This is a genomic window from Streptomyces sp. NPDC101237 (assembly GCF_044767465.1).
GTDB classification, from domain to species: domain Bacteria; phylum Actinomycetota; class Actinomycetes; order Streptomycetales; family Streptomycetaceae; genus Streptomyces; species Streptomyces gramineus.
On sequence record NZ_JBIWNY010000008.1, the window covers coordinates 1 to 22,530 of the forward strand.

Annotated in this window: 18 protein-coding genes; 6 read left to right on the forward strand and 12 right to left on the reverse strand. The window is 72.7% G+C overall.

Annotated elements, in window-relative coordinates:
• Nucleotides 1-629: 629 nt before the first annotated feature.
• The gene (locus ACIRQ9_RS14510; protein ID WP_404171776.1) at nucleotides 630-1,637 is read right to left on the reverse strand and encodes a stage II sporulation protein M; all 1,008 of its coding nucleotides are present in this window, start codon (nucleotides 1,635-1,637) and stop codon (nucleotides 630-632) included.
• 131 nt (nucleotides 1,638-1,768) lie between these two features.
• Here ACIRQ9_RS14510 and ACIRQ9_RS14515 point away from each other — a divergent pair, with 131 nt between their 5' ends.
• A complete protein-coding gene (locus ACIRQ9_RS14515) occupies nucleotides 1,769-2,821 on the forward strand; it encodes an RDD family protein (RefSeq protein ID WP_404171779.1) in 1,053 nt (350 codons plus the stop codon).
• A gap of 63 nt (nucleotides 2,822-2,884) precedes the next feature.
• On the opposite strand, the gene ACIRQ9_RS14520 is transcribed toward ACIRQ9_RS14515, so the two are convergent.
• Both ACIRQ9_RS14520 and ahcY read right to left on the reverse strand, forming a co-directional pair.
• Nucleotides 2,885-3,502 carry a hypothetical protein gene (locus ACIRQ9_RS14520; RefSeq protein ID WP_404171782.1) on the reverse strand — a complete coding sequence of 206 codons (618 nt, stop codon included), beginning with the start codon at nucleotides 3,500-3,502 and terminating at the stop codon, nucleotides 2,885-2,887.
• 207 nt (nucleotides 3,503-3,709) lie between these two features.
• Complete coding sequence (gene ahcY, locus ACIRQ9_RS14525; RefSeq protein ID WP_404171785.1) at nucleotides 3,710-5,167, reverse strand: adenosylhomocysteinase; 1,458 nt, start codon at nucleotides 5,165-5,167, stop codon at nucleotides 3,710-3,712.
• A gap of 466 nt (nucleotides 5,168-5,633) precedes the next feature.
• On the opposite strand from ahcY, the gene ACIRQ9_RS14530 reads away from it, so the two are divergent.
• Entirely contained in the window at nucleotides 5,634-5,828 is a 195-nt protein-coding gene (locus ACIRQ9_RS14530; protein ID WP_404171788.1) for a hypothetical protein, read from the forward strand.
• 250 nt (nucleotides 5,829-6,078) lie between these two features.
• Here the strand turns inward: ACIRQ9_RS14530 and ACIRQ9_RS14535 are convergent, their stop codons facing one another.
• The 6 genes from ACIRQ9_RS14535 to ACIRQ9_RS14560 form a co-directional block, all read right to left on the reverse strand.
• Nucleotides 6,079-7,059, reverse strand: a complete 981-nt coding sequence (locus ACIRQ9_RS14535) for a cation diffusion facilitator family transporter (RefSeq protein WP_404171791.1) — start codon at nucleotides 7,057-7,059, stop codon at nucleotides 6,079-6,081.
• A gap of 170 nt (nucleotides 7,060-7,229) precedes the next feature.
• Nucleotides 7,230-8,381 (reverse strand): mannose-6-phosphate isomerase, class I, encoded by a 1,152-nt coding sequence (gene manA, locus ACIRQ9_RS14540; RefSeq protein ID WP_404171794.1) that lies wholly within the window; start codon nucleotides 8,379-8,381, stop codon nucleotides 7,230-7,232.
• Nucleotides 8,382-8,560: 179 nt separating this feature from the next.
• Nucleotides 8,561-9,688 carry an SIS domain-containing protein gene (locus tag ACIRQ9_RS14545; protein ID WP_404171797.1) on the reverse strand — a complete coding sequence of 376 codons (1,128 nt, stop codon included), beginning with the start codon at nucleotides 9,686-9,688 and terminating at the stop codon, nucleotides 8,561-8,563.
• 75 nt (nucleotides 9,689-9,763) lie between these two features.
• Nucleotides 9,764-9,934: a Trm112 family protein gene (locus ACIRQ9_RS14550; RefSeq protein WP_351329004.1), complete on the reverse strand. Its 171-nt coding sequence runs from the start codon at nucleotides 9,932-9,934 to the stop codon at nucleotides 9,764-9,766.
• Between the two features lie 77 nt (nucleotides 9,935-10,011).
• Nucleotides 10,012-11,376, reverse strand: coding sequence for a phosphomannomutase/phosphoglucomutase (locus ACIRQ9_RS14555; protein WP_404171801.1), 1,365 nt, complete (start codon nucleotides 11,374-11,376; stop codon nucleotides 10,012-10,014).
• A 769-nt stretch (nucleotides 11,377-12,145) separates the two neighbouring features.
• A complete protein-coding gene (locus ACIRQ9_RS14560) occupies nucleotides 12,146-12,517 on the reverse strand; it encodes a DUF3499 domain-containing protein (RefSeq protein ID WP_351329000.1) in 372 nt (123 codons plus the stop codon).
• A gap of 330 nt (nucleotides 12,518-12,847) precedes the next feature.
• Between ACIRQ9_RS14560 and ACIRQ9_RS14565 the strand changes: the two genes are divergently transcribed.
• Nucleotides 12,848-13,300 (forward strand): metallopeptidase family protein, encoded by a 453-nt coding sequence (locus tag ACIRQ9_RS14565; protein ID WP_351329022.1) that lies wholly within the window; start codon nucleotides 12,848-12,850, stop codon nucleotides 13,298-13,300.
• A gap of 21 nt (nucleotides 13,301-13,321) precedes the next feature.
• On the opposite strand, the gene ACIRQ9_RS14570 is transcribed toward ACIRQ9_RS14565, so the two are convergent.
• The 3 genes from ACIRQ9_RS14570 to ACIRQ9_RS14580 all read right to left on the reverse strand — a co-directional run bounded on the left by ACIRQ9_RS14570 (nucleotide 13,322) and on the right by ACIRQ9_RS14580 (nucleotide 19,023).
• Nucleotides 13,322-14,812, reverse strand: coding sequence for a DUF5719 family protein (locus ACIRQ9_RS14570; RefSeq protein ID WP_404171804.1), 1,491 nt, complete (start codon nucleotides 14,810-14,812; stop codon nucleotides 13,322-13,324).
• Nucleotides 14,809-18,576 carry a glycosyltransferase gene (locus ACIRQ9_RS14575; RefSeq protein WP_404171807.1) on the reverse strand — a complete coding sequence of 1,256 codons (3,768 nt, stop codon included), beginning with the start codon at nucleotides 18,574-18,576 and terminating at the stop codon, nucleotides 14,809-14,811. The genes ACIRQ9_RS14570 and ACIRQ9_RS14575 overlap by 4 nt, the downstream gene beginning before the upstream one ends.
• Before the next feature lie 183 nt (nucleotides 18,577-18,759).
• Complete coding sequence (locus ACIRQ9_RS14580; protein WP_003975777.1) at nucleotides 18,760-19,023, reverse strand: WhiB family transcriptional regulator; 264 nt, start codon at nucleotides 19,021-19,023, stop codon at nucleotides 18,760-18,762.
• Between the two features lie 611 nt (nucleotides 19,024-19,634).
• Between ACIRQ9_RS14580 and ACIRQ9_RS14585 the strand changes: the two genes are divergently transcribed.
• From ACIRQ9_RS14585 to ACIRQ9_RS14595, 3 genes are read left to right on the forward strand one after another with little or no spacing between them, the layout of a single operon-like run.
• A complete protein-coding gene (locus ACIRQ9_RS14585) occupies nucleotides 19,635-20,129 on the forward strand; it encodes a cysteine dioxygenase (RefSeq protein ID WP_404171810.1) in 495 nt (164 codons plus the stop codon).
• A 33-nt stretch (nucleotides 20,130-20,162) separates the two neighbouring features.
• Nucleotides 20,163-21,122 carry a 2-phospho-L-lactate transferase gene (gene cofD / locus ACIRQ9_RS14590; protein ID WP_404171813.1) on the forward strand — a complete coding sequence of 320 codons (960 nt, stop codon included), beginning with the start codon at nucleotides 20,163-20,165 and terminating at the stop codon, nucleotides 21,120-21,122.
• Complete coding sequence (locus tag ACIRQ9_RS14595) at nucleotides 21,119-22,492, forward strand: coenzyme F420-0:L-glutamate ligase (protein WP_404171816.1); 1,374 nt, start codon at nucleotides 21,119-21,121, stop codon at nucleotides 22,490-22,492. Before cofD ends, ACIRQ9_RS14595 begins: the two co-directional genes overlap by 4 nt.
• The last annotated feature ends 38 nt before the right edge of the window (nucleotides 22,493-22,530 follow it).

Genomic DNA, 22,530 nt, shown 5'->3' on the forward strand with positions numbered 1-22,530 from the left:
CCGCCAGCGTTCGTCCTGAGCCAGGATCAAACTCTCCGTGAATGTTTTCCCGTAATCGGGACGACACACACGAGAGCGGAACCACCGGAGGAATAGTCCAGTGGTTCACAGCGTCCTCGCTGTGTTTTTTCAAAGGAACCTCGCCCCAACCGGAGACCGGTCGGAGACGGGGTAATCAACATATCTGGCGTTGACTTTTGGCACGCTGTTGAGTTCTCAAGGAACGGTCGCTTCCTTTGTACTCACCCTCTCGGGCTTTCCTCCGGGCTTCCCTTCGGTGTTTCCAACCCTACCAGATCCGTTTTCCGTTCCGTTTCCGGTCGGAATTCATTTCCGGTGGCCGTTGGAGGGCCTTTGCCTATTTGATTGCCTTTCGGCTCTCTTTCGGCGTTTCCAACTTTATCAGAAGTTCTTGGCCGGTCTGACCGGCCACTCATTTCTGAGTAAATCGGAGGGTGGCTTCGATGTACGGAGAAGATTCTCCGTGATGAAGCAGATGGATTCTAACGATCGGCCCTGAACCTGTCCAGTTCTAGGCAACTGTTTGAATCTACCTCCCCGACCGACCCGTGTCAACGGGTCTTCCGGGGCGAAGAGGAGACTAGCAGCTCACAGCGGGTCTCCGCACATCACGCGGCCGTCGGCACGAACGCACTGCGTTCGGCCTCCTCCAGGTCACCCGTCTCGCCGGTGCGAGCGGCCCGGCCACCGAGGACGAACACGTAGGTGAGGAAGGCCAGCTCGGCGACGACACCTATGCCGATGCGGGCCCAGGTGGGCAGGCCGGACGGGGTGACGAAGCCTTCGATGGCGCCCGAGACGAACAGGACCAGCGCCAGTCCGATCGCCATGCCCACCGCGGCGCGGCCCTCTTCGGCGAGGGCGTTGCGGCGACTGCGCGGACCCGGGTCGATGACCGTCCAGCCGAGACGGAGCCCCGTACCTGCGGCGACGAAGACCGCCGTGAGTTCGAGGAGCCCGTGCGGGAGGACCAGGCCGAGGAAGGTGTCGAGCCGGCCCGCCGAGGACATGAGGCCGAAGCCGACCCCGAGGTTGAGCATGTTCTCCAGCAGGATGTAGAGGACCGGAAGGCCGAGAAACACCCCGAGGACCAGGCACATCGCGGCGGCCTCGGCGTTGTTCGTCCACACCTGGGCGGCGAACGAAGCCGCGGGGTGACTGGAGTAGTAGGTCTCGTACTCGCCGCCGGGCCGGGTCAGCTCGCGGAGCTGGCCGGGGGCCGCGATGGTCGACTGCACGTCGGGATGCGTGCCGATCCACCACCCGAGAAGGACCGCGAGGGCGGTGGATATGAGCGCGGTGGGCACCCACCAGTGCCGGGACCGGTAGACGGCGGCCGGGAATCCCTGCGTCAGGAAGCGGACGACATCGCGCCAGGACGCTCGGCGCGTCCCGGTCACGGCGCTGCGCGCCCGTGCCACGAGCTGGCTGAGGCGGCCGACGAGCTGAGGGTCGGGAGCACTGGACTGGATCAGCGAGAGGTGGGTGGCCGTGCGCTGGTAGAGGGCGACGAGTTCGTCGGCCTCGGCTCCGTTGAGGCGCCGCTGTCGCCGCAGGAGCGCGTCGAGACGGTCCCATTCGGCTCGGTGCGCTGAGACGAAGACGTCGAGGTCCATCGGGTCTGCCTGCTCCTCGGCTGGTCGTCGACTGCCTGTCTTAGCTGTCAGCTTGTCGTACTGCGGCGCGATGCGCTCTCAGCTTGGCAGACTTGCGCTGTACAGGGCAGACCAGGGGAAGGCGGGCGGGCGTGAGTGAGCTGGTGACGGGTGAGGCGGTGGCCCTCGAACTGCGTCCCGCGAGGCTGCCCAGCAGGGCGCTGGCCATCCTGCTCGACCTGGTGGTGGCCATGACCGTCTACATCGGTGTGTCCATAGGTCTGGTGGCGGGCACGGCCTCGCTGGACGACGCCGCACAGGCGGCCCTGTCCATAGCGGCCTTTCTGCTGTTGCTGGTGGGCGGACCGATCGCGGTGGAGACGCTGAGCCATGGGCGTTCGCTCGGGAAGCTGGCGTGCGGGCTGCGGGTGGTGCGCGACGACGGCGGCCCGATCCGGTTCCGGCACGCGCTGGTGCGTGGTGCCCTCGGCGTGGTGGAGATCCTGCTGACGTTCGGGGTGGTCGCCTGCATCGCCTCGCTGGTCTCGGCGCGTGGCCGGCGGCTGGGAGACGTGTTCGCGGGGACCCTGGTGGTACGGGAGCGGGTGCCCGTCGGGCAGACCCGGTTCGTTCCGCCGCCTCCGCCCTGGCTGGCGGGGCGTTTCTCCGAGCTGGATCTGTCGGCCGTTCCTGACGGACTGTGGCTCGCCGTGCGGCAGTACCTGACGCGGATGCAGCAGCTCGACCCGCAGGTCTCGTGGACGATGGCCGAGCAGCTCGCCACCGATCTGGCGGCCCGGACGGGGACACCGGCGCCGCGGGACATCCCGCCGGCGGCGTATCTAGCGGCCGTGATGCAGGAGCGGCAGGCACGCGACGCCCGGCGGGCCTTCGCCGGTCAGAACCCTTCGGCAACCGGGGTGCAAAACGCGTACGCCCCGCAGCCGCCGACCGCTCCCCACGGATACGGCGCCCCCACGGCGCCGGGCGCGCCCCACGGATACGCCCCACCGGTGCCTCCGGCGACGGCGCCGACGGCGCACGGCTACGCCCCTCCCGTGCCGAACCCTCCCTACGGCTACGCCCCTCCCGTGGCCGGTGCGCCGGACGGCCGCTCCGCGCCGCCGCAGCAGCCCGCGGCCGCCCCGTCCGGGACTCCTCCCGTGGCCGAACGGCCCTCCACCGGGTTCGTGCCGCCGGCCTAGAACCGCCTCGGCCCGCCCGGAGTCGCGGGACCTCCCGACCCTTTGGCGCGGTGGTGCGACGCGTCAGTCGTGGAAGACGGACGGCGGGGACTGCAGATCCTCCAGCTCGACTCCCGGGCCCGCCAGGACCACGTCGCCGGCGAGGTGCACGGTGTGCTGCTCTCCCGTGTCCAGCGCTGTGACCTGGTATTCGTCCACGGTCAGGGGGCCGTTGTCAGTGGCGTGTGCTTCGCTTTTCACCAAGGCCCAGGACTGGTCCACGGTGCGCGGGGCGAGGACCGGGTCCGTGAAGGCCACGAGGCGTACGCGGGTCGCGGCGGCGGAAGGGGTGAGGCGCAGGAGACGGGCGGTGGCGACCATGAACGCGGGGGACGTGCCGGTGAAGGCGTGGGCGCGCACATGGCCTTCGGTGGCATGAGTGCCGGTGGGGTCCGTGCGGACCCAGGTGACGCCGTCGAGGGCGGCGCCGCGCACCTGCCAGCTCCCGGCGTGGAGTTCGAGGCGGATGGGGCGGCCGAGGTCGTCGAGGGCGAGATCGACCGAGCCGCGCTGGTCTCCGGCGGGGGTGGTCAGCCGGGAGACGTAGCGCCAGCCGGAGGGGCCGGGGGCGCACTGGAAGTGCTCTTCACCGAGGGGGGTGTGATCGTGCGGATCGTGGAGCGAATAACGGCCGCGGGGCATGGGGGTCCTGGGTCTTGGCGGGCCGCCGGTCCGGTGTCCGGTCCTGCGGTACGGCCGCTCGGATAGGCCGGCGGGTCACGGGCCGGGCCGGCGGTCAAAGGGGCAGGCCCCCGACACGGGGGTGCGGGGGCCTGCCTCGATGGTCCGGTGACCCTGCTGAGACACCGCGGTGGTGGGACTCCGTGATGGTGCCTCGGCAGCGCTACCTCAGTAGCGGTAGTGGTCCGACTTGTAGGGACCCTCGACCTTGACGCCGATGTACGAGGCCTGCTCGGGGCGGAGCGTCGTGAGCTTCACGCCGAGCGCGTCCAGGTGCAGGCGGGCGACCTTCTCGTCGAGGTGCTTGGGCAGCGTGTAGACGCCGATCGGGTACTCGTCGGGCTTGGTGAACAGCTCGATCTGGGCCAGGGTCTGGTCCGCGAAAGAGTTGGACATCACGAACGACGGGTGGCCGGTGGCGTTGCCCAGGTTCAGCAGGCGGCCCTCGGAGAGGACGATGATCACCTTGCCGTCGGGGAACTTCCAGGTGTGGACCTGCGGCTTGACCTCGTCCTTGACGATGCCGGGGATCTTGGCGAGGCCGGCCATGTCGATCTCGTTGTCGAAGTGGCCGATGTTGCCCACGATGGCCTGGTGCTTCATCTTGGCCATGTCCGAGGCCATGATGATGTCCTTGTTGCCGGTCGTGGTGACGAAGATGTCGGCCTTGTCGACGACCTCGTCGAGGGTCGTGACCTGGTAGCCGTCCATCGCCGCCTGCAGGGCGCAGATCGGGTCGATCTCGGTGATGATCACGCGGGCGCCCTGGCCGCGCAGGGACTCCGCGCAGCCCTTGCCCACGTCGCCGTAGCCGCAGACGACCGCGGTCTTGCCGCCGATCAGGACGTCGGTGGCGCGGTTGATGCCGTCGATCAGGGAGTGGCGGCAGCCGTACTTGTTGTCGAACTTCGACTTGGTGACGGCGTCGTTGACGTTGATCGCCGGGAACAGGAGCTCGCCGTCACGCTGCATCTCGTACAGGCGGTGGACGCCGGTCGTGGTCTCCTCGGTCACGCCGCGGATCTCGGAGGCCAGCTGGGTCCACTTCTGCGAGCCGTCCGTGATGGTGCGGTGCAGGAGTTCGAGGATGACGCGGTGCTCGTCGGACTCGGCGGTGTCGACGGACGGCACCTTGCCGTCCTTCTCGTACTCGACGCCCTTGTGGACGAGGAGGGTGGCGTCACCGCCGTCGTCCAGGATCATGTTCGGGCCGCCGGTGGGGGTGTTCGGCCAGGTCAGCGCCTGCTCCGTGCACCACCAGTACTCCTCCAGCGTCTCGCCCTTCCAGGCGAAGACGGGGACGCCCTGCGGGTTGTCCGGGGTGCCGTTCGGGCCGACGGCGATGGCGGCGGCCGCGTGGTCCTGGGTGGAGAAGATGTTGCAGGACGCCCAGCGGACCTCGGCGCCGAGGGCGACCAGGGTCTCGATCAGGACGGCGGTCTGCACGGTCATGTGCAGGGAGCCGGTGACGCGGGCGCCGGCCAGCGGCTGCGCGTCGGCGTACTCCTTGCGGATCGCCATCAGGCCGGGCATCTCGTGCTCGGCGAGGGTGATCTCCTTGCGGCCGAATTCGGCCAGGGAGAGGTCGGCGACCTTGAAGTCCTGTCGGTTGTCGACAGTCGTCATTGCGAGCTGCTCCTCGTATCGGGTCGAGGGTGGGTACGGCTGGTCTGCGCGGCGGCGGACACAGGGGTGCCCGGGAAGAGGACACAGGCATGCCCACGTACGCGCAGCGCAGTCCGTCGGAGGCCCTCTCTCCCTCGGCCGGTCCGTAGGGGACCGCCCGACCGCCATCAGCAGCGACGTCTGGCTCCGTCCCAAGCTACACCGGTGGGCCGTGGGTCCCCAGTCCGCCTCCGGACACTTCACGCCGTTCGAGGGGGTCGGCGCGGCCGGCGGGCCGGGATGTGAAGAGGTGATGAGGGTCTCGGCGAGGGGGTGCGCAGGAGCGGCGGCCGGGGGCGGACCGGGGCTTTCGCGCCCTTGAGCCGCCGTGCGGGTGTTGCGGGAGGCGGGGAGATCGGAGCCTCCGCTCGGGCGCACGGGACGTCCGGGACGGCGTCCGGTGTGACGAAGGCGTGAGGAGATCGACGTGATCAGTCCGGCAGGCCCTCCCCCCACGGGCGGCCAGCGCGACGAGCCGAAGAAGGTGCGGCTGCCGGCGGTGACCGCGTACCCCACGGGTATCGCGCACACCTGCGCGGCCGCGGAGAAGCTCGCGCAGGCCGCCCGGAGCCGCGGGATCGGGACGCGCCGGACGGGACGAGGGCGCGGCTGGTCGTCATGATCGCCGTGCCGGAGGCGGCCGCGGCCGACGAGCATCTGCGGATCCTCGCGCTGCTGTCCCGGAGGCTGACGGACGCCGGGTTCCGGGGCGGCTGCTGACGGCGCCGGACGAACGGGCGCTGCTGGACGCGCTCACCGAGGCCGGGTGACCGGATGACCGCGGGCCCGCTTCCCCGTACTGCGGGGAAGCGGGCCCGTGTCCTGCGCGCGCCGGACTCGCTCCTGGCAGGAGCAGGTGCCGCGGCGGCTGCTCAGTGGCCGGTGGGGTGCGGGTTCGGGCCGCCCGGGGTGGCCTCCGGGTCGGGGCCCTTGGCCGCCTCGGCCTCGCTGTAGATGTCGGGTTCGAGGTAGATCACGCGGGCGATGGGGACCGCGGTGCGGATGCGGGCCTCGGCGGCGTTGATGGCGTTCGCGACCTCGGTCGCCGTGTCGTCGTGCTGGACGGCGATCTTGGCGGCGACCAGCAGTTCCTCGGGACCGAGGTGGAGCGTGCGCATGTGGATGATGCCGGTGACCGTGTCGCCGTCGACGATCGCGGCCTCGATCTTCTTGACCTCTTCGAGGCCCGCGGCCTCGCCGAGCAGGAGGGACTTGGTCTCGGCGGCGAGGACGAGGGCGATCAGGACGAGCAGGACACCGATGCAGACCGTGCCGATGCCGTCCCAGACGCCGTCGCCGGTGAGCAGGGCGAGGCCGACGCCGCCGAGGGCGAGGACCAGGCCGATGAGGGCGCCGAAGTCCTCCAGGAGGACGACCGGCAGCTCGGGTGCCTTGGCCCGGCGGATGAACTGCGACCAGGACAGCTTGCCCCGCAGCTCGTTGGACTCCTTGATGGCCGTACGGAACGAGAAGCCCTCGGCGAGGATCGCGAAGATCAGGACGCCCACCGGCCAGTACCAGTGTTCGACCTGGTGGGGGTGGCTGATCTTCTCGTAGCCCTCGTAGATGGCGAACATGCCGCCGACCGAGAAGAGGACGATGGAGACGAGGAAGGCGTAGATGTACCGCTCGCGGCCGTAGCCGAAGGGGTGTTGCGGGGTCGCCTCGCGCTGGGCCTTCTTGCCGCCGATGAGCAGCAGGAACTGGTTGCCGGAGTCGGCGACCGAGTGCACGCCCTCGGCGAGCATCGACGAGGAGCCGCTGAACGCGAAGGCCACGAACTTCGATGCCGCGATCGCGAGGTTGGCGCCGAGTGCCGCCACGATCGCCTTGTTGCCGCCTGACGCGCTCATGTGTCCGCGATGTCCCTTCTCGCCGTCGTCCGTCTACGCCGTCCCGGCGTGTGCTCGTCTTTGCACGTGCTTTGCCGGACGGGTCATTCTTGCAGCCGTGTCCGGGGGTGGTTCGTCAGGTATCCACAATCCCGGTAAGACAATCCGACCCAGCCGGAACCGACGACCCCTCAGACGATCACCGTGGCACGGAAGACCGTGCCCGCGCCCGAGACCTCCGTCTTTTCGCTCGCGGGGACGAACACCGACTGACCGGGGGTCAGGTCCTCCTCGCCGGCCCGGACCGCACCGGCCGTGCAGAGCAGGATCTGCGGGGTCGGCAGGGTCAGGTCGTGGGCCGTGGTGCCCTCGGGCAGGACGTACCGGGAGAGCCGGAACTCGTCGATCGGCGTCTCGTAGACCTCCTCGCCGTCCGGGGCGGCCTCGGGACGCAGCACGCCCGCGTCGCGGGCCTCGAAGCGGACGACGCGCAGGAGTTCGGGGACGTCCACGTGCTTGGGGGTCAGGCCGCAGCGCAGCACGTTGTCGGAGTTGGCCATGATCTCGACGCCCAGGCCGGCGAGGTAGGCGTGCGGGATGCCGGCGCCGAGGAAGAGCGCCTCGCCGGGCTGGAGGCGGACGTGGTTGAGGAGCATCGCGGCGATCACGCCGGGGTCGCCCGGGTAGTGGTGGGCGAGGCCGGCGTAGGGCGCGTGGTCGCCGCCGAGGCGGGCGCAGGCCGCGGCGGCCTCGGCGACCGTGTGGGCCATCTCCTCGCGGTCGGCGGTGAGGACGGCGGTGAGGACCTCGCGCAGGGCCGCTTCCTCGGGGTGGGCGCGCAGCAGGTCGACGTACGGCTTGAGGGAGTCGACGGCGAGGGCTTCGAGGAGCTCGGCGGCCCGCTCCGGCGTCCGGAAGCCGCACAGGCCGTCGAACTCGGTGAGCGCGCAGATCAGTTCGGGCTTGTGGTTGGCGTCCTTGTAGTTGCGGTCGGGGGCGTCCACCGGGATCCCGCGCCGTTCCTCGTCCTCGTAGCCCGCGCGGGCCTGCTCCAGGTCGGGGTGCACCTGGAGGGAGAGCGGGGCGCCGGCCGCGAGGATCTTCAGCAGGAAGGGCAGCCGCGGGCCGAACCTGGCCACCGCCGCCTCGCCCAGCTCGGACTTCGGGTCCGCGTCGATGACCTCGACGAGGGTGCCCCGTCCGGTGCGGGAGGGGGCGCCCGGGTGGGCGCCCATCCACATCTCCGCCTGCGGCTCGCCGCTCGGCTCGATCCCGAGCAGCTTCGGGATGGCGGTCGGGGAACCCCAGGCGTAGGGGCGGACGGTGTTGTCGAGGCGGTCCATGGTTTCTCTCTGCCGGTTCTCTCTGCGTACGGGGCGACCGGGGTCGCGTGGGGACGCGGGCGCGTCCGTCGTACGCCGGTGCGCGGCGGCCGTGTTCACCGCGTGTCCCCCCGCCGGTCCGCCTCCGGTACGCCCCTCAGGGCGTCCTTCGTACGGCGGGCCCGGTGTCGGTGTCCACCTCAGGCCCCCGAAGCGAGCGCCAGGTAAACGGCGGCGAAATCCGTGACGGCGATCAGTTCCGCGAGGGTCTCCAGTTCGTCGCCCTCCTCCGGCTCCAGCTCGCTGACCGGGGTGTCGTGGCCGAGGGCCAGTTCACGGGCGGCGGGCGCGGCGGTGAGGCCGCCGAGGGGGCGGTCGCGCAGCAGCACCACGTGCGCGTGCAGCGCGGGTGCCTCCTCGACGCGGTCGCGGAAGAAGTCGTCGGGGTCGGCGCTGGCGGCGAGCGGCCCGGCGAGCAGCGCCTGGTGGGCCGCCAGGGCCTCGGGGAGTTCGGCGACCAGGGCGGGGCGGCCGGCCAGTTCGGCGAGGGCGGCGGCGAAGCGGCGGCCTGCCGGGCCCGCGGAGACGCCCTCCGTCCAGATCACCGGGAGGGCGTCGGCCAGGTCCGAGGCGAGGGTCTTGGCCGGGTTGCTGTAGGTCACGATGGCCGGGCCGCAGCGCTCGGCGATCCGGTCCAGACGGTCGGCGGCCTTCTCCAGGTCCTCCGGCGGGGCGGTGACCAGGCCGACGCGGTCGAGCAGCAGCAGCAGCGGGGTGAGCAGGGCCCACAGGACGCCCGGCGAGGAGCCGGCGAGCGGCTCGCCGTGGTCGTAGGGTGCCGTCGCCATCGGCACGAACAGGCCGTGCGCGCCGGCCACCGCCTCGGTGAGCGGGGTCTCGGCGGGGGCGACGGCGGCGACCGAGCAGCCGCGCCGGTAGGCCTGGTCGGCGAGGAGGGACAGGCTGGGTTCGGTGCCGTCCGGGGTGGCGATCAGCAGCAGGTCGACGGAGCCCGCCCAGCCGGGCAGCTCCCAGCGCAGGGCGCCGGATGCCGGGGCGACGCCGGTGGGCGCCAGCCGGATGACGGGGCTGCCGGGGCCGGCCAGCGTGCCGAGGAGGTCCGCCGCGTGGGTGGCGGCGACGCCGGGGCCCGCGATCAGGACGGCGCGCGGGCGGCCGTCCGGCTTCAGCTCCTTGACGCCGGCCTCGACGGCGAGACGCGCCGCCATACGGATGCGGGCGCCGGCCTCGGCCGCGCCGCGCAGCAGACCTCGTCGGTCGGCCTCGGCGAGGCCCTCCGGCGTGTCGAGCAGCGATTCGTCGAGCATGGGAGCGGCCTCCGGTCGCCGGGATGCGGTGGTGCTGCGGTCGCGGTTGCCGCGCGGCCGCGATCGGGCGGGTGCTCAGGCGGGGCGGCGGGCCTCGTCGACGAGGAGGACGGGGATGCCGTCGCGCACGGGGTACGCCAGGCCGCAGTCCTGGCCGGTGCAGATCAGCTCGGCGTCCTGCTCCTTGACGGGTGCGTGGCAGGCCGGGCAGGCGAGGATCTCCAGAAGGCCGGCTTCGAGCGGCATGGGGTGTCCCTTCGGGGTCTCGGGGCGAATGGTCGCGTGCGGTCAGGTTACCGCCGCCGGGCCGGGCGGGGCCGACCTCAGCCCCTGATGATCGCCAGTACCTCGTCCCGCACCTTCGTCATCGTCGCCTCGTCCCTGGCCTCCGCGTTCAGGCGCAGCAGCGGTTCGGTGTTGGACGGGCGGACGTTGAACCACCAGTCGGCGGCGGCGACGGTGAGCCCGTCCAGGTCGTCCAGGGTGAGGTCGTCGCGGTCCCCGTAGGCGGCGCGGATCCGGGCGAGGCTGGCCCGCTGGTCGGCGACCGTGGAGTTGATCTCGCCGGAGCCGGCGTAGCGGTCGTACTGGGCGACGAGGGCGGACAGCGGGCCGGACTGGCCGCCGAGCGCGGCGAGGACGTGCAGGGCGGCGAGCATGCCCGTGTCGGCGTTCCAGAAGTCCTTGAAGTAGTAGTGGGCCGAGTGCTCGCCGCCGAAGATCGCGCCGGAGCGGGCCATCTCGGCCTTGATGAACGAGTGGCCGACGCGGGTGCGGACGGGCGTGCCGCCGTTCTCCCGGACCACCTCGGGGACCGTCCAGGACGTGATCAGGTTGTGGATGACCGTGCCGCTGCCGCCGTTGCGGGCCAGTTCGCGGGCGGCGACGAGGGCGGTGATCGCCGACGGTGAGACCGGTTCGCCGCGCTCGTCCACGACGAAGCAGCGGTCGGCGTCGCCGTCGAAGGCCAGGCCGAGGTCGGCCGACTCCGCGCGGACGCGCTGCTGGAGGTCCACGATGTTGGCCGGGTCCAGCGGGTTGGCCTCGTGGTTCGGGAAGGTGCCGTCCAGCTCGAAGTACATCGGGACGAGGGTCAGGGGCAGGCCCTCGAAGACCGTCGGGACGGTGTGGCCGCCCATGCCGTTGCCCGCGTCGACCACGACCTTCAGGGGGCGGACGGAGGTGAGGTCCACGAGCGAGCGCAGGTGGGCCGCGTAGTCGGGCAGCGTCTCGCGCGAGGTGATCGTTCCGGGCGTGGCGGCCGGCTCCGGCGCGCCCTCCCGCGACCAGCGCTCGGCCAGCTCCCGGATCTCGGTGAGGCCCGTGTCCTGGCCCACCGGTGCGGCTCCGGCGCGGCACATCTTGATGCCGTTGTACCGGGCCGGGTTGTGCGAGGCGGTGAACATCGCGCCGGGCAGGCCGAACGCGCCCGAGGCGTAGTACAGCTGGTCCGTCGAGCACAGGCCGATCTCGGTGACGTCGACGCCGCGGGCCGCCGCGCCGCGCGCGAAGGCGCGGGACAGGCGGGGCGAGGAGGGCCGCATGTCGTGGCCGACGACGATCGCGGCAGCGCCGGTCACCTGGACGAAGGCGGCGCCGAACAGCTCGGCGATCGCCTCGTCCCACTGGTCCGGGACCACTCCGCGCACGTCGTACGCCTTGACGATCTGCGACAGATCAGCAGTCACTGGCCAACCCTCCTGAGGTCCTATCGGTCGCCCCAAACTACCCGTCCCGGGCACCGCACGGGCCCGCGGTTCCCCGGCGGACCCGCAGGCGTCCGTCTGTCGGCGGCCCGGCCGTGATCTGCGGCGTTCCCGGAGGATCGCCTCGCGTGACGATCCCTTCGTGTGCGGACCGGGGACGCGCGGGTACGGGGACGCGCGCAGGGCCGTCCCTGACGGCGGGTCACGGCGGCGGTGGCCCCTCGGCCGCCGGGCGGGACTCCCGTCTCCCGCCCGGACGTTCGGGCCGGCCGCGTCCGGGTGGGGCCGGGCGGGGACCCTTGCGGCGGGCACGCGCGCGCGTGGCGCTGCGGCCGGGACGACTGGACGGGGCCGGGCCGAGAAGGCCGGCGCGGGCGGCCGCGCGGGCGCCTTCGTCGGCGGGCGGTCGCCCGAACGGGGGGTGCGGAGCGTCGAGATGGCCGGTCCGGACGGGCGCCGCGCCGCGCCGCCGGGCGGCGGCCGTGGTCCGGGGGGCGCGGAACGGGCCGAACACGGCGCCTGGAAGGCGCTGGAGGGCGTCCGGCCGTTTGGTCCGCCCGGTGCGGGGCGGGAGGCGTGTGCGGCCGTCAGACGGGCCGTCAGGAGCGCGGGGTGCCTTTTCGGCCGGGTCGCGCAGCGCAAGGGGTTCGGCAGGCACGTCGGGGAAGCGAAGCCTGAGCCGGCGAACCGTCACGTGCGGTGCCGTGCGGTGCCGTGCGGTGCAGGGAGCGGCGCGCGGGAAGGATTCGGCTCAGTTGTCCGGTGACCGCAGGATCCGCAGGTGGCCGCGGCGTGCGACCTCCATGGGGTCCGCGCCGCGGCCGCCGCCGGCCTCGGCCGCCCGCTCCTGGGGGCGGGCCGCCTCGCGCACCGCGTTGGCGAGCGCTTCCAGGTCGTCCCCGCTGGGACGGGCCGGGGCGGAGCCGTCGATGAGGCGGACGACCTCCCAGCCGCGCGGCGCGGTGAGGCGCTCGGAGTGCTCGGCGCACAGGTCGTAGCAGTGGGGTTCGGCGTAGGTGGCGAGCGGGCCGAGGACCGCGGTCGAGTCGGCGTAGACGTACGTCAGCGTCGCGACGGCGGGTCGGCCGCAGGCGGTGCGCGAACAGCGACGTACAGGGCTCACGACGTTGGACGGTACCGCACTCTTGAGCGGGCCGCGACGACTCTGCCCCAGGTCACCCCACCGTGTCGTGCTGTGAAACGCCCCACACTCCCTTTTGGACACGCCTCGCTGACCTGCGCGGACGAACCCGGTCCGGACTCCCGGACGGTACCGCATCCGGTCATGAGTCGGCACAAACACCGTCAATTGGCTTGAGCTCGTCGGTCTTGTGGAGATACGGAAACGAGCCCAACCGTGGCCGGAATGGTCATCCTCCGACATGTCACCCCAGAAGGTGTCGAGGCGTGAGGCGGCGCGCCGGAAGTCCCTGAGGACTACGCTTCACCAGTGATGGACAACCGTGTACCGCCCCGTGCCGCCGGCCCCGGGCCTCGTCGACGTGATCGCCACGGTCGGGGCATGCGCGGACCGATCGCGCCGCCTCAGGTGCCGCTGGCCGCGAGCCGCGCGGACGTGTTCGCGGACCTGGTGCAGGACTCCGTGGAGCGCCTGGAGCGGCGCTGGCCGCAGCTCGCCGACATCGATTTCCTGGTGCTCGAGGTGCCCCGGCTCCAGGACCGGCACGACGAGAGCTGGAGCGACGAGGCGGTGCCGCTGGGCGGGATCATTCCCGCGCGCGAGGGACGCCGGGCGCGGGTGGTCGTGTACCGGCGGCCGGTCGAGATCCGCACCAAGGGCCGCGACGAGCGGGCCGCGCTGGTGCACGAGGTCGTGGTGGAGCAGGTCGCCGAGCTGCTCGGACTCACTCCGGAGACGGTGGACCCCCGCTACGGCGAGGAGTGAGCGGGGGTCCTGGTCCGGGTCCTACCTCTGCAGCACCGACACGTCCTGGTCGGCTTCCGGCACGGCCACCGTGCCGCGGTCGTCGGGAAGGGTCTGGATCGTGAAGCCGGGGATGCCGTCCTCCGTGGCCGAGAGGGTGCGCGAGCCGTAGACCGGGGCGCCGGAGACCGGCTCCACGGTCAGCGCGTAGGTGCCCTTGAGGCCGGACGGGACCGGCGCCTCTACGTCCTGCGTGGTCCCCGACTTGATCGTGAACGTCTTGGACACCGCCGTGCCGCCCTCGCTGCCCGCCGACGCCGTGACCTTGACCTTGGCGGTGCCGGTGGGAGCGGTCAGGGAGAGGGTGGTGCCCTTGCCGCTGTTGTCGGCGGACGTGGCGCGGGTGCCGACCGGCGCGGTCGCCGGGATGTAGGCGGTCTCCTGCTTGCCGTTCTTGCCGCGGGTGACGCGCAGTGCCGCCACCACCGGGACCGACCGGTCGGTGGGGGTCAGGACCAGTGAACCGGCCTCGCCGCGGGTGACGTCACCGAGGTCGGTGGCGGTGGTCATGCCCGCCTTCACGTGCAGCGTCTCGTTGCCCGCCGGGGTGATCAGGCCGTCCGGGGAGGCGAGGCGGACCTTCAGGTCGGCGTCGGTGTCCCCGTCGGTGAAGGCGATCAGCCGGACGTCCGTGGCGTCCTTGGGGATGCCCGGCAGCACCAGGCTGCCCGACGGGTCGGCGGAGGCGGCCAGCCAGTCGCCGCCGGTCTTGTCGTCCAGGGCCTGCACGCTCGCGCCGACCCGCCCGCTGCGCACGTTCACGTGGACGGTCAGGTCGGTCTGCTTCTCCTCGGAGAGCGTCGACAGCAGGACCGGTTCACTGGCGTGCGGCGGGACCGTGATGCCCTCCCCCACCGAGGACTTGAGCCGGCCGTCCTTGCCGTACAGCTCGACGTCGACCACGGCGGCGCTGTCGTCGGGGTTGGTGACATGGACGTAGTCGGTGCGGCCGGCCGCGGTGCTGGCACCGGGGAACCAGAAGTCGGTGTCGGCCGGCGTGCAGGTGACGCCCTGGAGGCCGCGCCCGGTGCCCGCGGCGACCTCGGTGGTGGCCTGGACCGTCCAGCCCGGCGCGTACCTGCCCTCGGCGGTGCCGACGTAGGCGGGTCCGTCGGCGCCGGAGGTGTCGCCGGTGGCCGGGGTGCCGGGCGCCTTCGGGGTGAGGACGGGCTTGGACGGCTTCTTCTTCTTGCCGCTCGTCCCGTCCGCCGACTGCTCGGAGGCCGCCTGGAGTTGGGCCTTGCCGTCGCTCGCGGTGCCCTGGGTGACGGGCGTGAACGACGTGTACGAGGTGTCGGCGATGTCGGACAGGCTCGGCGCCGGGCACAGCAGGGTGGTGCGCTCCACGGGCAGCTGGGCGGCCGCCTGGGCGGCGTGCGCGGGTGCGGCGGCCGGCGGGTCGAGCGCGGCGAACCCGGTGACGGCCGCGAGGGCGGCCGTTCCGGCGAGCAGGGACAGGGTCGTGCGGTTCACTGCTGGCTCCCGTCGTGGTGCTCGCCGCCGGTGCCGTGCCGGCGCTGGGCGGCCGGGTCATAGGCGGGGTCGTAGCCCTGCTGGTACGTCGGGTCGTACGGCTGCTGCCCGTGCTGGCCCTGCTGGCCGCCGTAGGCGTACGGGTCGTACTGGCCGCTCTGGTACGGGTCGTACGTCTGCTGGTCGTAGCCCTGCTGGTACTGGCCCGCGCCGGTGTCCTGGTACTGGCCGGCGCCGGTGTCCTGGTACTGGCCGGCGCCGGTGGCCTGGTACTGGTCGGCGTAGCCCTGCTGGTAGCCGTCGCCCGCGGGGTAGGAGGCCGGGTCCCACTCGTCGTAGGACGGCTGCTGCGGGATCGGGGCCTGCGGCTGCTCCTCCTCCGTGGGCGGGAACTCCGCGGCGGCCGGGAACTCCTCGGCCTCCTCGGCGGCCGCGGGTTCCTCGGCCTCCGCCTGGGCGCGCAGGCGGCGGGCGCGGCGGCCCTCGCCCTCGACGGGCTGGGCGGGGACCGTCTCCTCCTCGGGGAGGTCGTCGTCGACGTCGCGGCGGCGGCCGGGGAGGGCGAGGACGACCAGGACGACGGCGAGCGCGCCCTGGACGAACAGCCAGACGGTGTGGGTGAACGGGGTGTCGTAGGTGACGTCCAGCTTCCCTCCGGAGGAGGGGAGTTCGAAGCCCTGGGCCCAGCCGTCGACCGTGGTGCGGGTGAGCGGCCTGCCGTCGAGGGTGGCCGTCCAGCCGGGCGCGGCCGAGTCGGCCAGGCGCAGGACGCGGCCCTCGGCGCCGGTCGGGATCGTGGTGTGGACGTCGACGGGTCCGGCGGGGACGGCGTCGGGGGTGCCGGAGCCGTTCGCGGAGACGATCGCCGCGCGGGAGACCTGCTGGTCGACGCGCCACAGGGCGCTGCCGTCCTGCTGGCTGAGCCGGGACAGGCCCGGGGTGGCGTCGAGTACGCGCGTGATGTCACGCGGCGCGCCCTTGTGGACGAGGACGTAGCGCACCGCGAACCCGCCGAGCTGGTCGGCCTGGTCCGCGCCGGAGCCGGCCACCAGGTTGGCGACGACCTTGTCGAGCTTGCCGTTCTCGCCGTCGGCCGCGGTCACCTCGGCGTCTCCCATGCGGGCGCCCGAGCCGCGGACCAGCATGTAGTCCACGTGCGCGGGGCTGTCGCTGTCGAGGACGAGGGTGCGGACCTGGTCGGAGGTGGAGCTGTCCTCGGCGACGAACGCGGGCACCTGGGTGGCGTCGCGCCGTTCGACCGGGCCGTCGGCGCCGGCGATCATCCAGCCGGCGGCCAGCAGCAGCGGGCCGGCGGCCGAGGCGAAGGCGATCAGGGCGGCGACCGGCTGGCGCCAGCCGAAGCTCTGCTCGGCCACCCGGGAGCGTGCTCCGTCGGCGCCGAGCGCGGCGGCGGAGACGATCGCGATGCCGTAGACGAGGGTCGCGGGGCCCGCCCAGGCCGACTTGTCGGACAGGACCGCGAAGACCAGGCCGACCAGGGCGACCGCCCAGGCGGACCGGACGGCGGACTGCCGCTCGGAGCGCAGCAGGGCCGCCAGTGCGGCCAGCACGATGCCGATGAGCATCAGCCCGTCGAGCGTGCCGGGGCCGCCGGGGCTGGCGCCGAGCAGGTCGAGGGCGGAGGCGGCCGAGGCGCCGTACTCCAGGCCGGCTTCCTTGAAGAACCCGGACGGCAGCAGGGTCAGCGACCAGGGCGCCAGGACCAGCAGCGGGGTGCCGAGCTGGGTGAGCAGGCGCAGGCCGGAGGCGACCAGGTCGGAGCGGCGGACGGCGAGCACGGCGACGCCGAGGACCAGCGCGATCGGCCAGACGATCGGCGTGAAGGCCGTGGTGATGGTCAGCAGCAGCGCGTACGCCCAGGTGGCACGCCAGCTGCCGCGCCCGCCCGAGGGGTGGGTGAGGCCGCTGGCGGCGATGCCGGCGCGGGCGATCAGCGGCAGCAGGACGGCGAGCACGGCGGTGCCGATGCGGCCGCCCGCGAGCGAGCCGGTGGCGGCGGGCAGGAAGGCGTAGGCGATGGCGGCCCAGGCGCGCAGCAGGCGCGAGGTGACCAGCGGCCGGGAGGCGAAGTAGGCGGTGAAACCGGCCAGCGGCACGGAGGCGACGAGCAGCAGGGTCACCGCGAGCCCGGCCGAGCCGAACAGCAGGGAGGCCAGCGAGGCGACGATCGCGAGGTACGGCGGGGCGGCCGGGGTGCCCCCGGCGCCGACCGCGTGCCAGGCGTCGAGGTAGCGCGACCACAGCTCGCCGGCGGTGCCAGGGGCGGGCAGCAGGGCGCCGCCCGCGAGGGCGCCACCGCCGAGCAGCGCGCGGCAGGCGACCAGCGAGAACAGCAGCAGCACCAGGAAGAGCACCGGGCCGGGCTTGCGGGCGATGCGCTTGACGCGGGCGAACTGCTCGATCTCCAGGAAGTCGGCGTCGTCGCCGCCGGGTCCGGACTCGACGCCGCCGCCGTGCCGGCCGGCCGCGGACAGTTCGTCGTCGGCGCCGAAGAAGTTGCCCGCGACCTGTTCGACGGTGGCCCGTACGGTCGCGCCGGGCGGCGGGAACAGCGGGCGCAGTTCGCCCTTGTCGAGCCGGGAGGGGCCGCGCCTGCGCCGTCCGGCGATGATCCGCTCGGGGCGCAGCAGGGTGCCCAGCAGGCCGCGGATCTCGTCGAGGGCCTGTCCGGGGACCTTGCCGACGAGGTTGGCGACCGTGCGCAGCAGCGTGCCGAGGACCAGCCGGAGCAGGGTCCAGGGCAGCGCGGCCGTGCGGGTGTTGACGAGCAGGGTGTAGACGGCGCCGGCCTTGTCGACCTTGTGCGGCGAGGCCGTGGTGCGGCCGGCGCAGTCGACGGCGCGGCGCTCGCGGGAGGCGGCCTCCGCGTGCCGGACGACGGCCTCGGGGGCGACCAGGACGCGGTGTCCCGCGTTGTGCGCGCGCCAGCACAGGTCGACGTCGTCGCGCATGAGGGGCAGCCGGCGGTCGAAGCCGCCGAGTTCCTCGAAGACGTCGCGGCGGACGAGCATGCCGGCGGTGGAGACGGAGAGCACGGGCCGGACGTGGTCGTGCTGTCCCTGGTCCTGCTCACGGCGGTCCAGGCCGGTCCAGCGGCGGCCGGAGTTGGCGATGGTGACGCCGACCTCCAGCAGCTGCCTGCGGTCGTACCAGCCGCGGAGCTTGGGGCCGACGACCGCCACGTCGTCGCGGCCCAGTTCCATCTCGTTGTCGACGACCCGGAGCAGCTGGGCCAGGGCTTCGGGTTCCGGGGCGCAGTCGTCGTGCAGCAGCCAGAGCCACTGGACGGGTTCGCCGTGCGGCAGCTCGGGCATGTCGTAGGCGTCGTCGCGCCACTGGCGGGTGACGGGGTCCCAGCCGCTGGGCCGCTTCAGGTACGGCAGCTCGTCCGGGGTGAGGACGGGCGCGGTGCGGCTCGCCTCCTCGACGGCCTGGCCGAAGCCGGTGCGGCGGGCGAGGTGCAGGACGTTGGCGTCACCGAGGGACTCGGTGAGCAGCCGCGCGGAGTCGTCGGCGCTGCCGGTGTCGGCCGCCACCGCGTACTGGACGGGGCGTTCCTGGCCGAGCAGCCCGGCGAGCGCGTCGGGCAGCCAGCGGGCGCCGTCGTGGGAGACGAGGACCGCGGTCACCACGTGACGCGGGAACTCGGGCGGGCGGTTCGGGTCGAACCCCGCCGAAGGGGCCGGGTCGAACCCCGCTGTGGCGGCCGTTGGGTCGGCTGCCTGATGACTGTGGAGGGACATCGAGGTACGGGCCCCGGTTCGATGGACTGCGGTGGACTCCTGCGCCCGCTGGGTGCGGCGAGGCGTCTCGGACGAGCGCCCACACTATCGGCTGGGCATGGCAACGGCCCGCCCCCTGTGGACAACCCAGGGGGTACGGGCCGTTCGCGCAGCTCAGTCGTGTGCGTCCGGTGGCTGCCCGGTTCAGACGGCGGCCTTCTTGAGACGGCGCCGCTCGCGCTCGGACAGTCCGCCCCAGATGCCGAACCGCTCGTCGTTGGCGAGGGCGTACTCAAGGCATTCGGAGCGCACCTCGCAGGCGAGGCAGACCTTCTTGGCCTCTCTGGTGGAGCCGCCCTTCTCGGGGAAGAAGGACTCGGGGTCGGTCTGGGCGCACAGCGCGCGCTCCTGCCAGCCGAGTTCCTCGTCCGCGTCGTCGACCAGCAGTTGCTGCACCAGCTCGGTCATGTGCGCCCCTCGTCTGTCTTTCACGTCCCCGTGCCTGGCCGTTACCGATTTCGGCTGAACGACACGAGTGAAATTACAAGTGTGCTGCTCCGGGCGAGTCAAGCCGAGATCTGCTATTGGGCCCGTTATTCACTCTGCGGAACCAAGGCGGTGCGGAAAGTGTTCAAATCGCCATAAACCTTGACATGCAGACGAGGCCCATCGGAGCCCCCGACCCCATACAGAGCTTGTACGGAGAAGGACGCCCAGATGTTCGATCGCGTTCCGCAGCGGCACGCGCGCCCAGTTGTGCGCCATGTGTCCCGGGTACCGCATGAACAAACCTTTCGGCAGCCAGATGAACCGGATGAGGTGAAACATGTCCCACATACCGGGCGCCGAGTTGACACCGTCGGTGTGAACCGGTGTCCTAGTGGGCATGCTCGCGAACTTGGCATTCACCTCGACCCGCACCGCCGGGTCCCACGGTGCTGCCCGTGCTCGCTGTTGCTGTTCCAGCTGTTGAGCCGTAGCCGAAACCACCGCTCCAGCTGCCGGCCGGGTCCCCGGAGGACTCGGTCTTCGCATCTCGTTCCCCGCTGACCTTCTTCACTGAGGAACCACCGCACCCCATGAACAGCGACAACGACCTCCAGATCGCCGGCGACATCCTCGAGGTCCCCCACCTGCTGCAGCCGCCCCGCGAGCACCCGCTCACCGTGGCCGAGTTCGCCGGTCTGGCACGCGCGATCGCCGCCGACCGCGCCCAGTGGGCGGACCTCGTGCGGTACGACGCGACCACCCGCTGGTACCACCGGCTGCACACCGGCCCCGGCTACGAGGTGTGGCTGCTGTCCTGGGTGCCCGGCCAGGGCAGCGGCTCCCACGACCACGGCCGTTCCTCCGGGGTGCTGACCGTCCTGGAGGGCGCGCTCACCGAACGCACCGCGCGCGGCACGCGCGCCCTGTCCGCGGGCGCGCAGCGGGTCTTCGCGCCGGGGTACGTCCACGAGGTGGTCAACGACGCGCTGGAGCCGGCGGTGAGCCTGCACGTCTACTACCCGGGCCTGACCGAGATGCCGATGCACACGGCGCAGAGCTGCGAGGCGCGACCCGTGACTGCGTGACACGCTGCCGGACCCGCCTGCCAGACTTGGCGCATGCGCATTGTGGTTCTGGCAGGCGGTATCGGCGGTGCCCGGTTCCTGCGCGGTCTCAAGCAGGCCGTGCCGGACGCCGAGGTGACCGTCATCGGCAACACGGGGGACGACATCCACCTCTTCGGGCTGAAGGTCTGCCCGGACCTCGACACGGTGATGTACACCCTCGGCGGCGGCATCAACGAGGAACAGGGCTGGGGGCGGGCCGACGAGACCTTCCACCTCAAGGAGGAACTCGGCGCCTACGGGGTGGGACCTGACTGGTTCGGCCTGGGCGACCGGGATTTCGCGACGCACATCGTGCGCACCCAGATGCTGGGCGCCGGCTATCCGCTGAGCGCGGTGACCGAGGCACTGTGCGACCGCTGGAAGCCGGGCGTGCGGCTCATCCCGATGACCGACGACCGGGTGGAGACCCATGTCGCCGTCGAGGTCGACGGCGAGCGCAAGGCGGTGCACTTCCAGGAGTACTGGGTGCGGCTGCGCGCGTCGGTGCCCGCCGAGGCGGTGGTGCCGGTGGGCGCCGAGCAGTCCAAGCCGGCCCCGGGCGTCCTGGAGGCCATCGCCGAGGCGGACGTGATCCTCTTCCCGCCGTCCAACCCGGTGGTCTCCGTCGGCACCATCCTCGCGGTGCCCGGCGTCCGGGAGGCGATCGCGGGCGCCGGGGTGCCGGTGGTGGGCCTCTCCCCCATCGTCGGTGACGCGCCGGTGCGCGGGATGGCCGACAAGGTGCTCGCGGCGGTCGGCGTGGAGTCGACGGCCGCCGCGGTCGCGGAGCACTACGGCTCGGGGCTGCTGGACGGCTGGCTCGTCGACACCGTGGACGCGGGCAGCGTGGCGCGCGTCGAGGAGGCCGGCATCCGCTGCCGGGCCGTACCGCTGATGATGACCGACCTGGAGGCGTCCGCGCAGATGGCGCGGGAGGCGCTGGCGCTCGCCGAGGAGGTGCGCGCGACATGACCGGCGCGACCGACGACACGACCGGAGCGACCGGGACGGCCCGCGCGGCGGACACGGCCGGGAACGCGGTGCCCGAGTACCGGGTGTGGGCCCTGGCCGGGCTGCCGGAGGTCCAGCAGGGCGACGACCTGGCCAAACTGATCGCCGCCGCCGGGCCGGGGCTGGCCGACGGGGACGTGGTGATCGTCACGTCGAAGATCGTCTCCAAGGCGGAGGGACGGCTCGTCGAGGCCGCCGACCGGGAGGCCGCGATCGACGCCGAGACCGTGCGGGTGGTCGCCCGGCGCGGGAGCCTGCGGATCGTGGAGAACCGGCAGGGGCTGGTCATGGCGGCGGCCGGGGTGGACGCCTCCAACACCCCCGCCGGGACGGTGCTGTTGCTGCCCGAGGATCCGGACGCCTCGGCCCGCGCGATCCGCGCCGGGCTGCGCGACGCGCTCGGCGTCAACGTCGGGGTCGTCGTCACCGACACCTTCGGGCGTCCCTGGCGCGCGGGGCTCACGGACGTGACCATCGGCGCCGCCGGCGTGCGGGTACTGGACGACCTGCGCGGCGGCGTGGACGCGCACGGCAATCCGCTGGTCGCGACGGTCGTCGCCACCGCCGACGAGCTGGCCGCCGCCGGTGACCTGGTCAAGGGCAAGGCGGCCGGTCTGCCGGTGGCCGTGGTGCGCGGGCTCGGTCACGTGGTGGCCGGGGCGGCGGACGACGGCGGGAGCGCGCGGGCACTGGTCCGGGACGCGGCCGACGACATGTTCCGGCTCGGCACGTCCGAGGCGGTCCGGGAGGCGGTGACCCTGCGGCGGACGGTGCGGGCGTTCACCGGCGAACCCGTCGACCCCGGGGCCGTACGCCGGGCGGTCGCCGCCGCCGTGACGGCACCCGCGCCGCACCACACGACCCCGTGGCGGTTCGTGCTGCTGGAGTCGGAGGAGTCGCGCGTGCGCCTGCTGGACGCGATGCGGGAGGCGTGGATCGCCGACCTCAGGAAGGACGGGAAGTCCGAGGAGTCCATCGCCAAGCGGGTGCGGCGCGGTGACGTGCTGCGCGACGCGCCGTATCTGGTGGTGCCCTGCCTGGTGACGGACGGCTCGCACACCTACGGGGACGCGCGGCGGGACGCGGCCGAGCGGGAGATGTTCGTGGTCGCGGCCGGCGCGGGCGTGCAGAACTTCCTGGTCGCGCTGGCCGGGGAGCAGTTGGGATCGGCGTGGGTGTCGTCCACGATGTTCTGCCGGGACGTGGTGCGCGAGGTGCTGGCGCTGCCGTCGGACTGGGACCCGATGGGGGCGGTGGCCGTGGGGAGGGCGGCACAGGAGCCGCGGGCCAGGGCCGAGCGGGATCCCGAGGGCTTCATCGAGGTGCGGTGAGCCCGCGCCGCCACCGGTACGGAACCGGCGACCGCCCG

Excerpts from the sequence above, each read along its gene's own strand:
- ACIRQ9_RS14510 (WP_404171776.1), bottom strand. The coding sequence starts at position 1,637 with ATGGACCTCGACGTCTTCGTCTCAGCGCACCGAGCCGAATGGGACCGT.
- ACIRQ9_RS14520 (WP_404171782.1), bottom strand. The coding sequence starts at position 3,502 with ATGCCCCGCGGCCGTTATTCGCTCCACGATCCGCACGATCACACCCCC.
- ahcY (WP_404171785.1), bottom strand. The coding sequence starts at position 5,167 with ATGACGACTGTCGACAACCGACAGGACTTCAAGGTCGCCGACCTCTCC.
- ACIRQ9_RS14535 (WP_404171791.1), bottom strand. The coding sequence starts at position 7,059 with ATGAGCGCGTCAGGCGGCAACAAGGCGATCGTGGCGGCACTCGGCGCC.
- manA (WP_404171794.1), bottom strand. The coding sequence starts at position 8,381 with ATGGACCGCCTCGACAACACCGTCCGCCCCTACGCCTGGGGTTCCCCG.
- ACIRQ9_RS14545 (WP_404171797.1), bottom strand. The coding sequence starts at position 9,688 with ATGCTCGACGAATCGCTGCTCGACACGCCGGAGGGCCTCGCCGAGGCC.
- ACIRQ9_RS14550 (WP_351329004.1), bottom strand. The coding sequence starts at position 9,934 with ATGCCGCTCGAAGCCGGCCTTCTGGAGATCCTCGCCTGCCCGGCCTGC.
- ACIRQ9_RS14565 (WP_351329022.1), top strand. The coding sequence starts at position 12,848 with ATGGACAACCGTGTACCGCCCCGTGCCGCCGGCCCCGGGCCTCGTCGA.
- ACIRQ9_RS14575 (WP_404171807.1), bottom strand. The coding sequence starts at position 18,576 with ATGTCCCTCCACAGTCATCAGGCAGCCGACCCAACGGCCGCCACAGCG.
- ACIRQ9_RS14580 (WP_003975777.1), bottom strand. The coding sequence starts at position 19,023 with ATGACCGAGCTGGTGCAGCAACTGCTGGTCGACGACGCGGACGAGGAA.
- ACIRQ9_RS14585 (WP_404171810.1), top strand. The coding sequence starts at position 19,635 with ATGAACAGCGACAACGACCTCCAGATCGCCGGCGACATCCTCGAGGTC.
- cofD (WP_404171813.1), top strand. The coding sequence starts at position 20,163 with ATGCGCATTGTGGTTCTGGCAGGCGGTATCGGCGGTGCCCGGTTCCTG.
- ACIRQ9_RS14595 (WP_404171816.1), top strand. The coding sequence starts at position 21,119 with ATGACCGGCGCGACCGACGACACGACCGGAGCGACCGGGACGGCCCGC.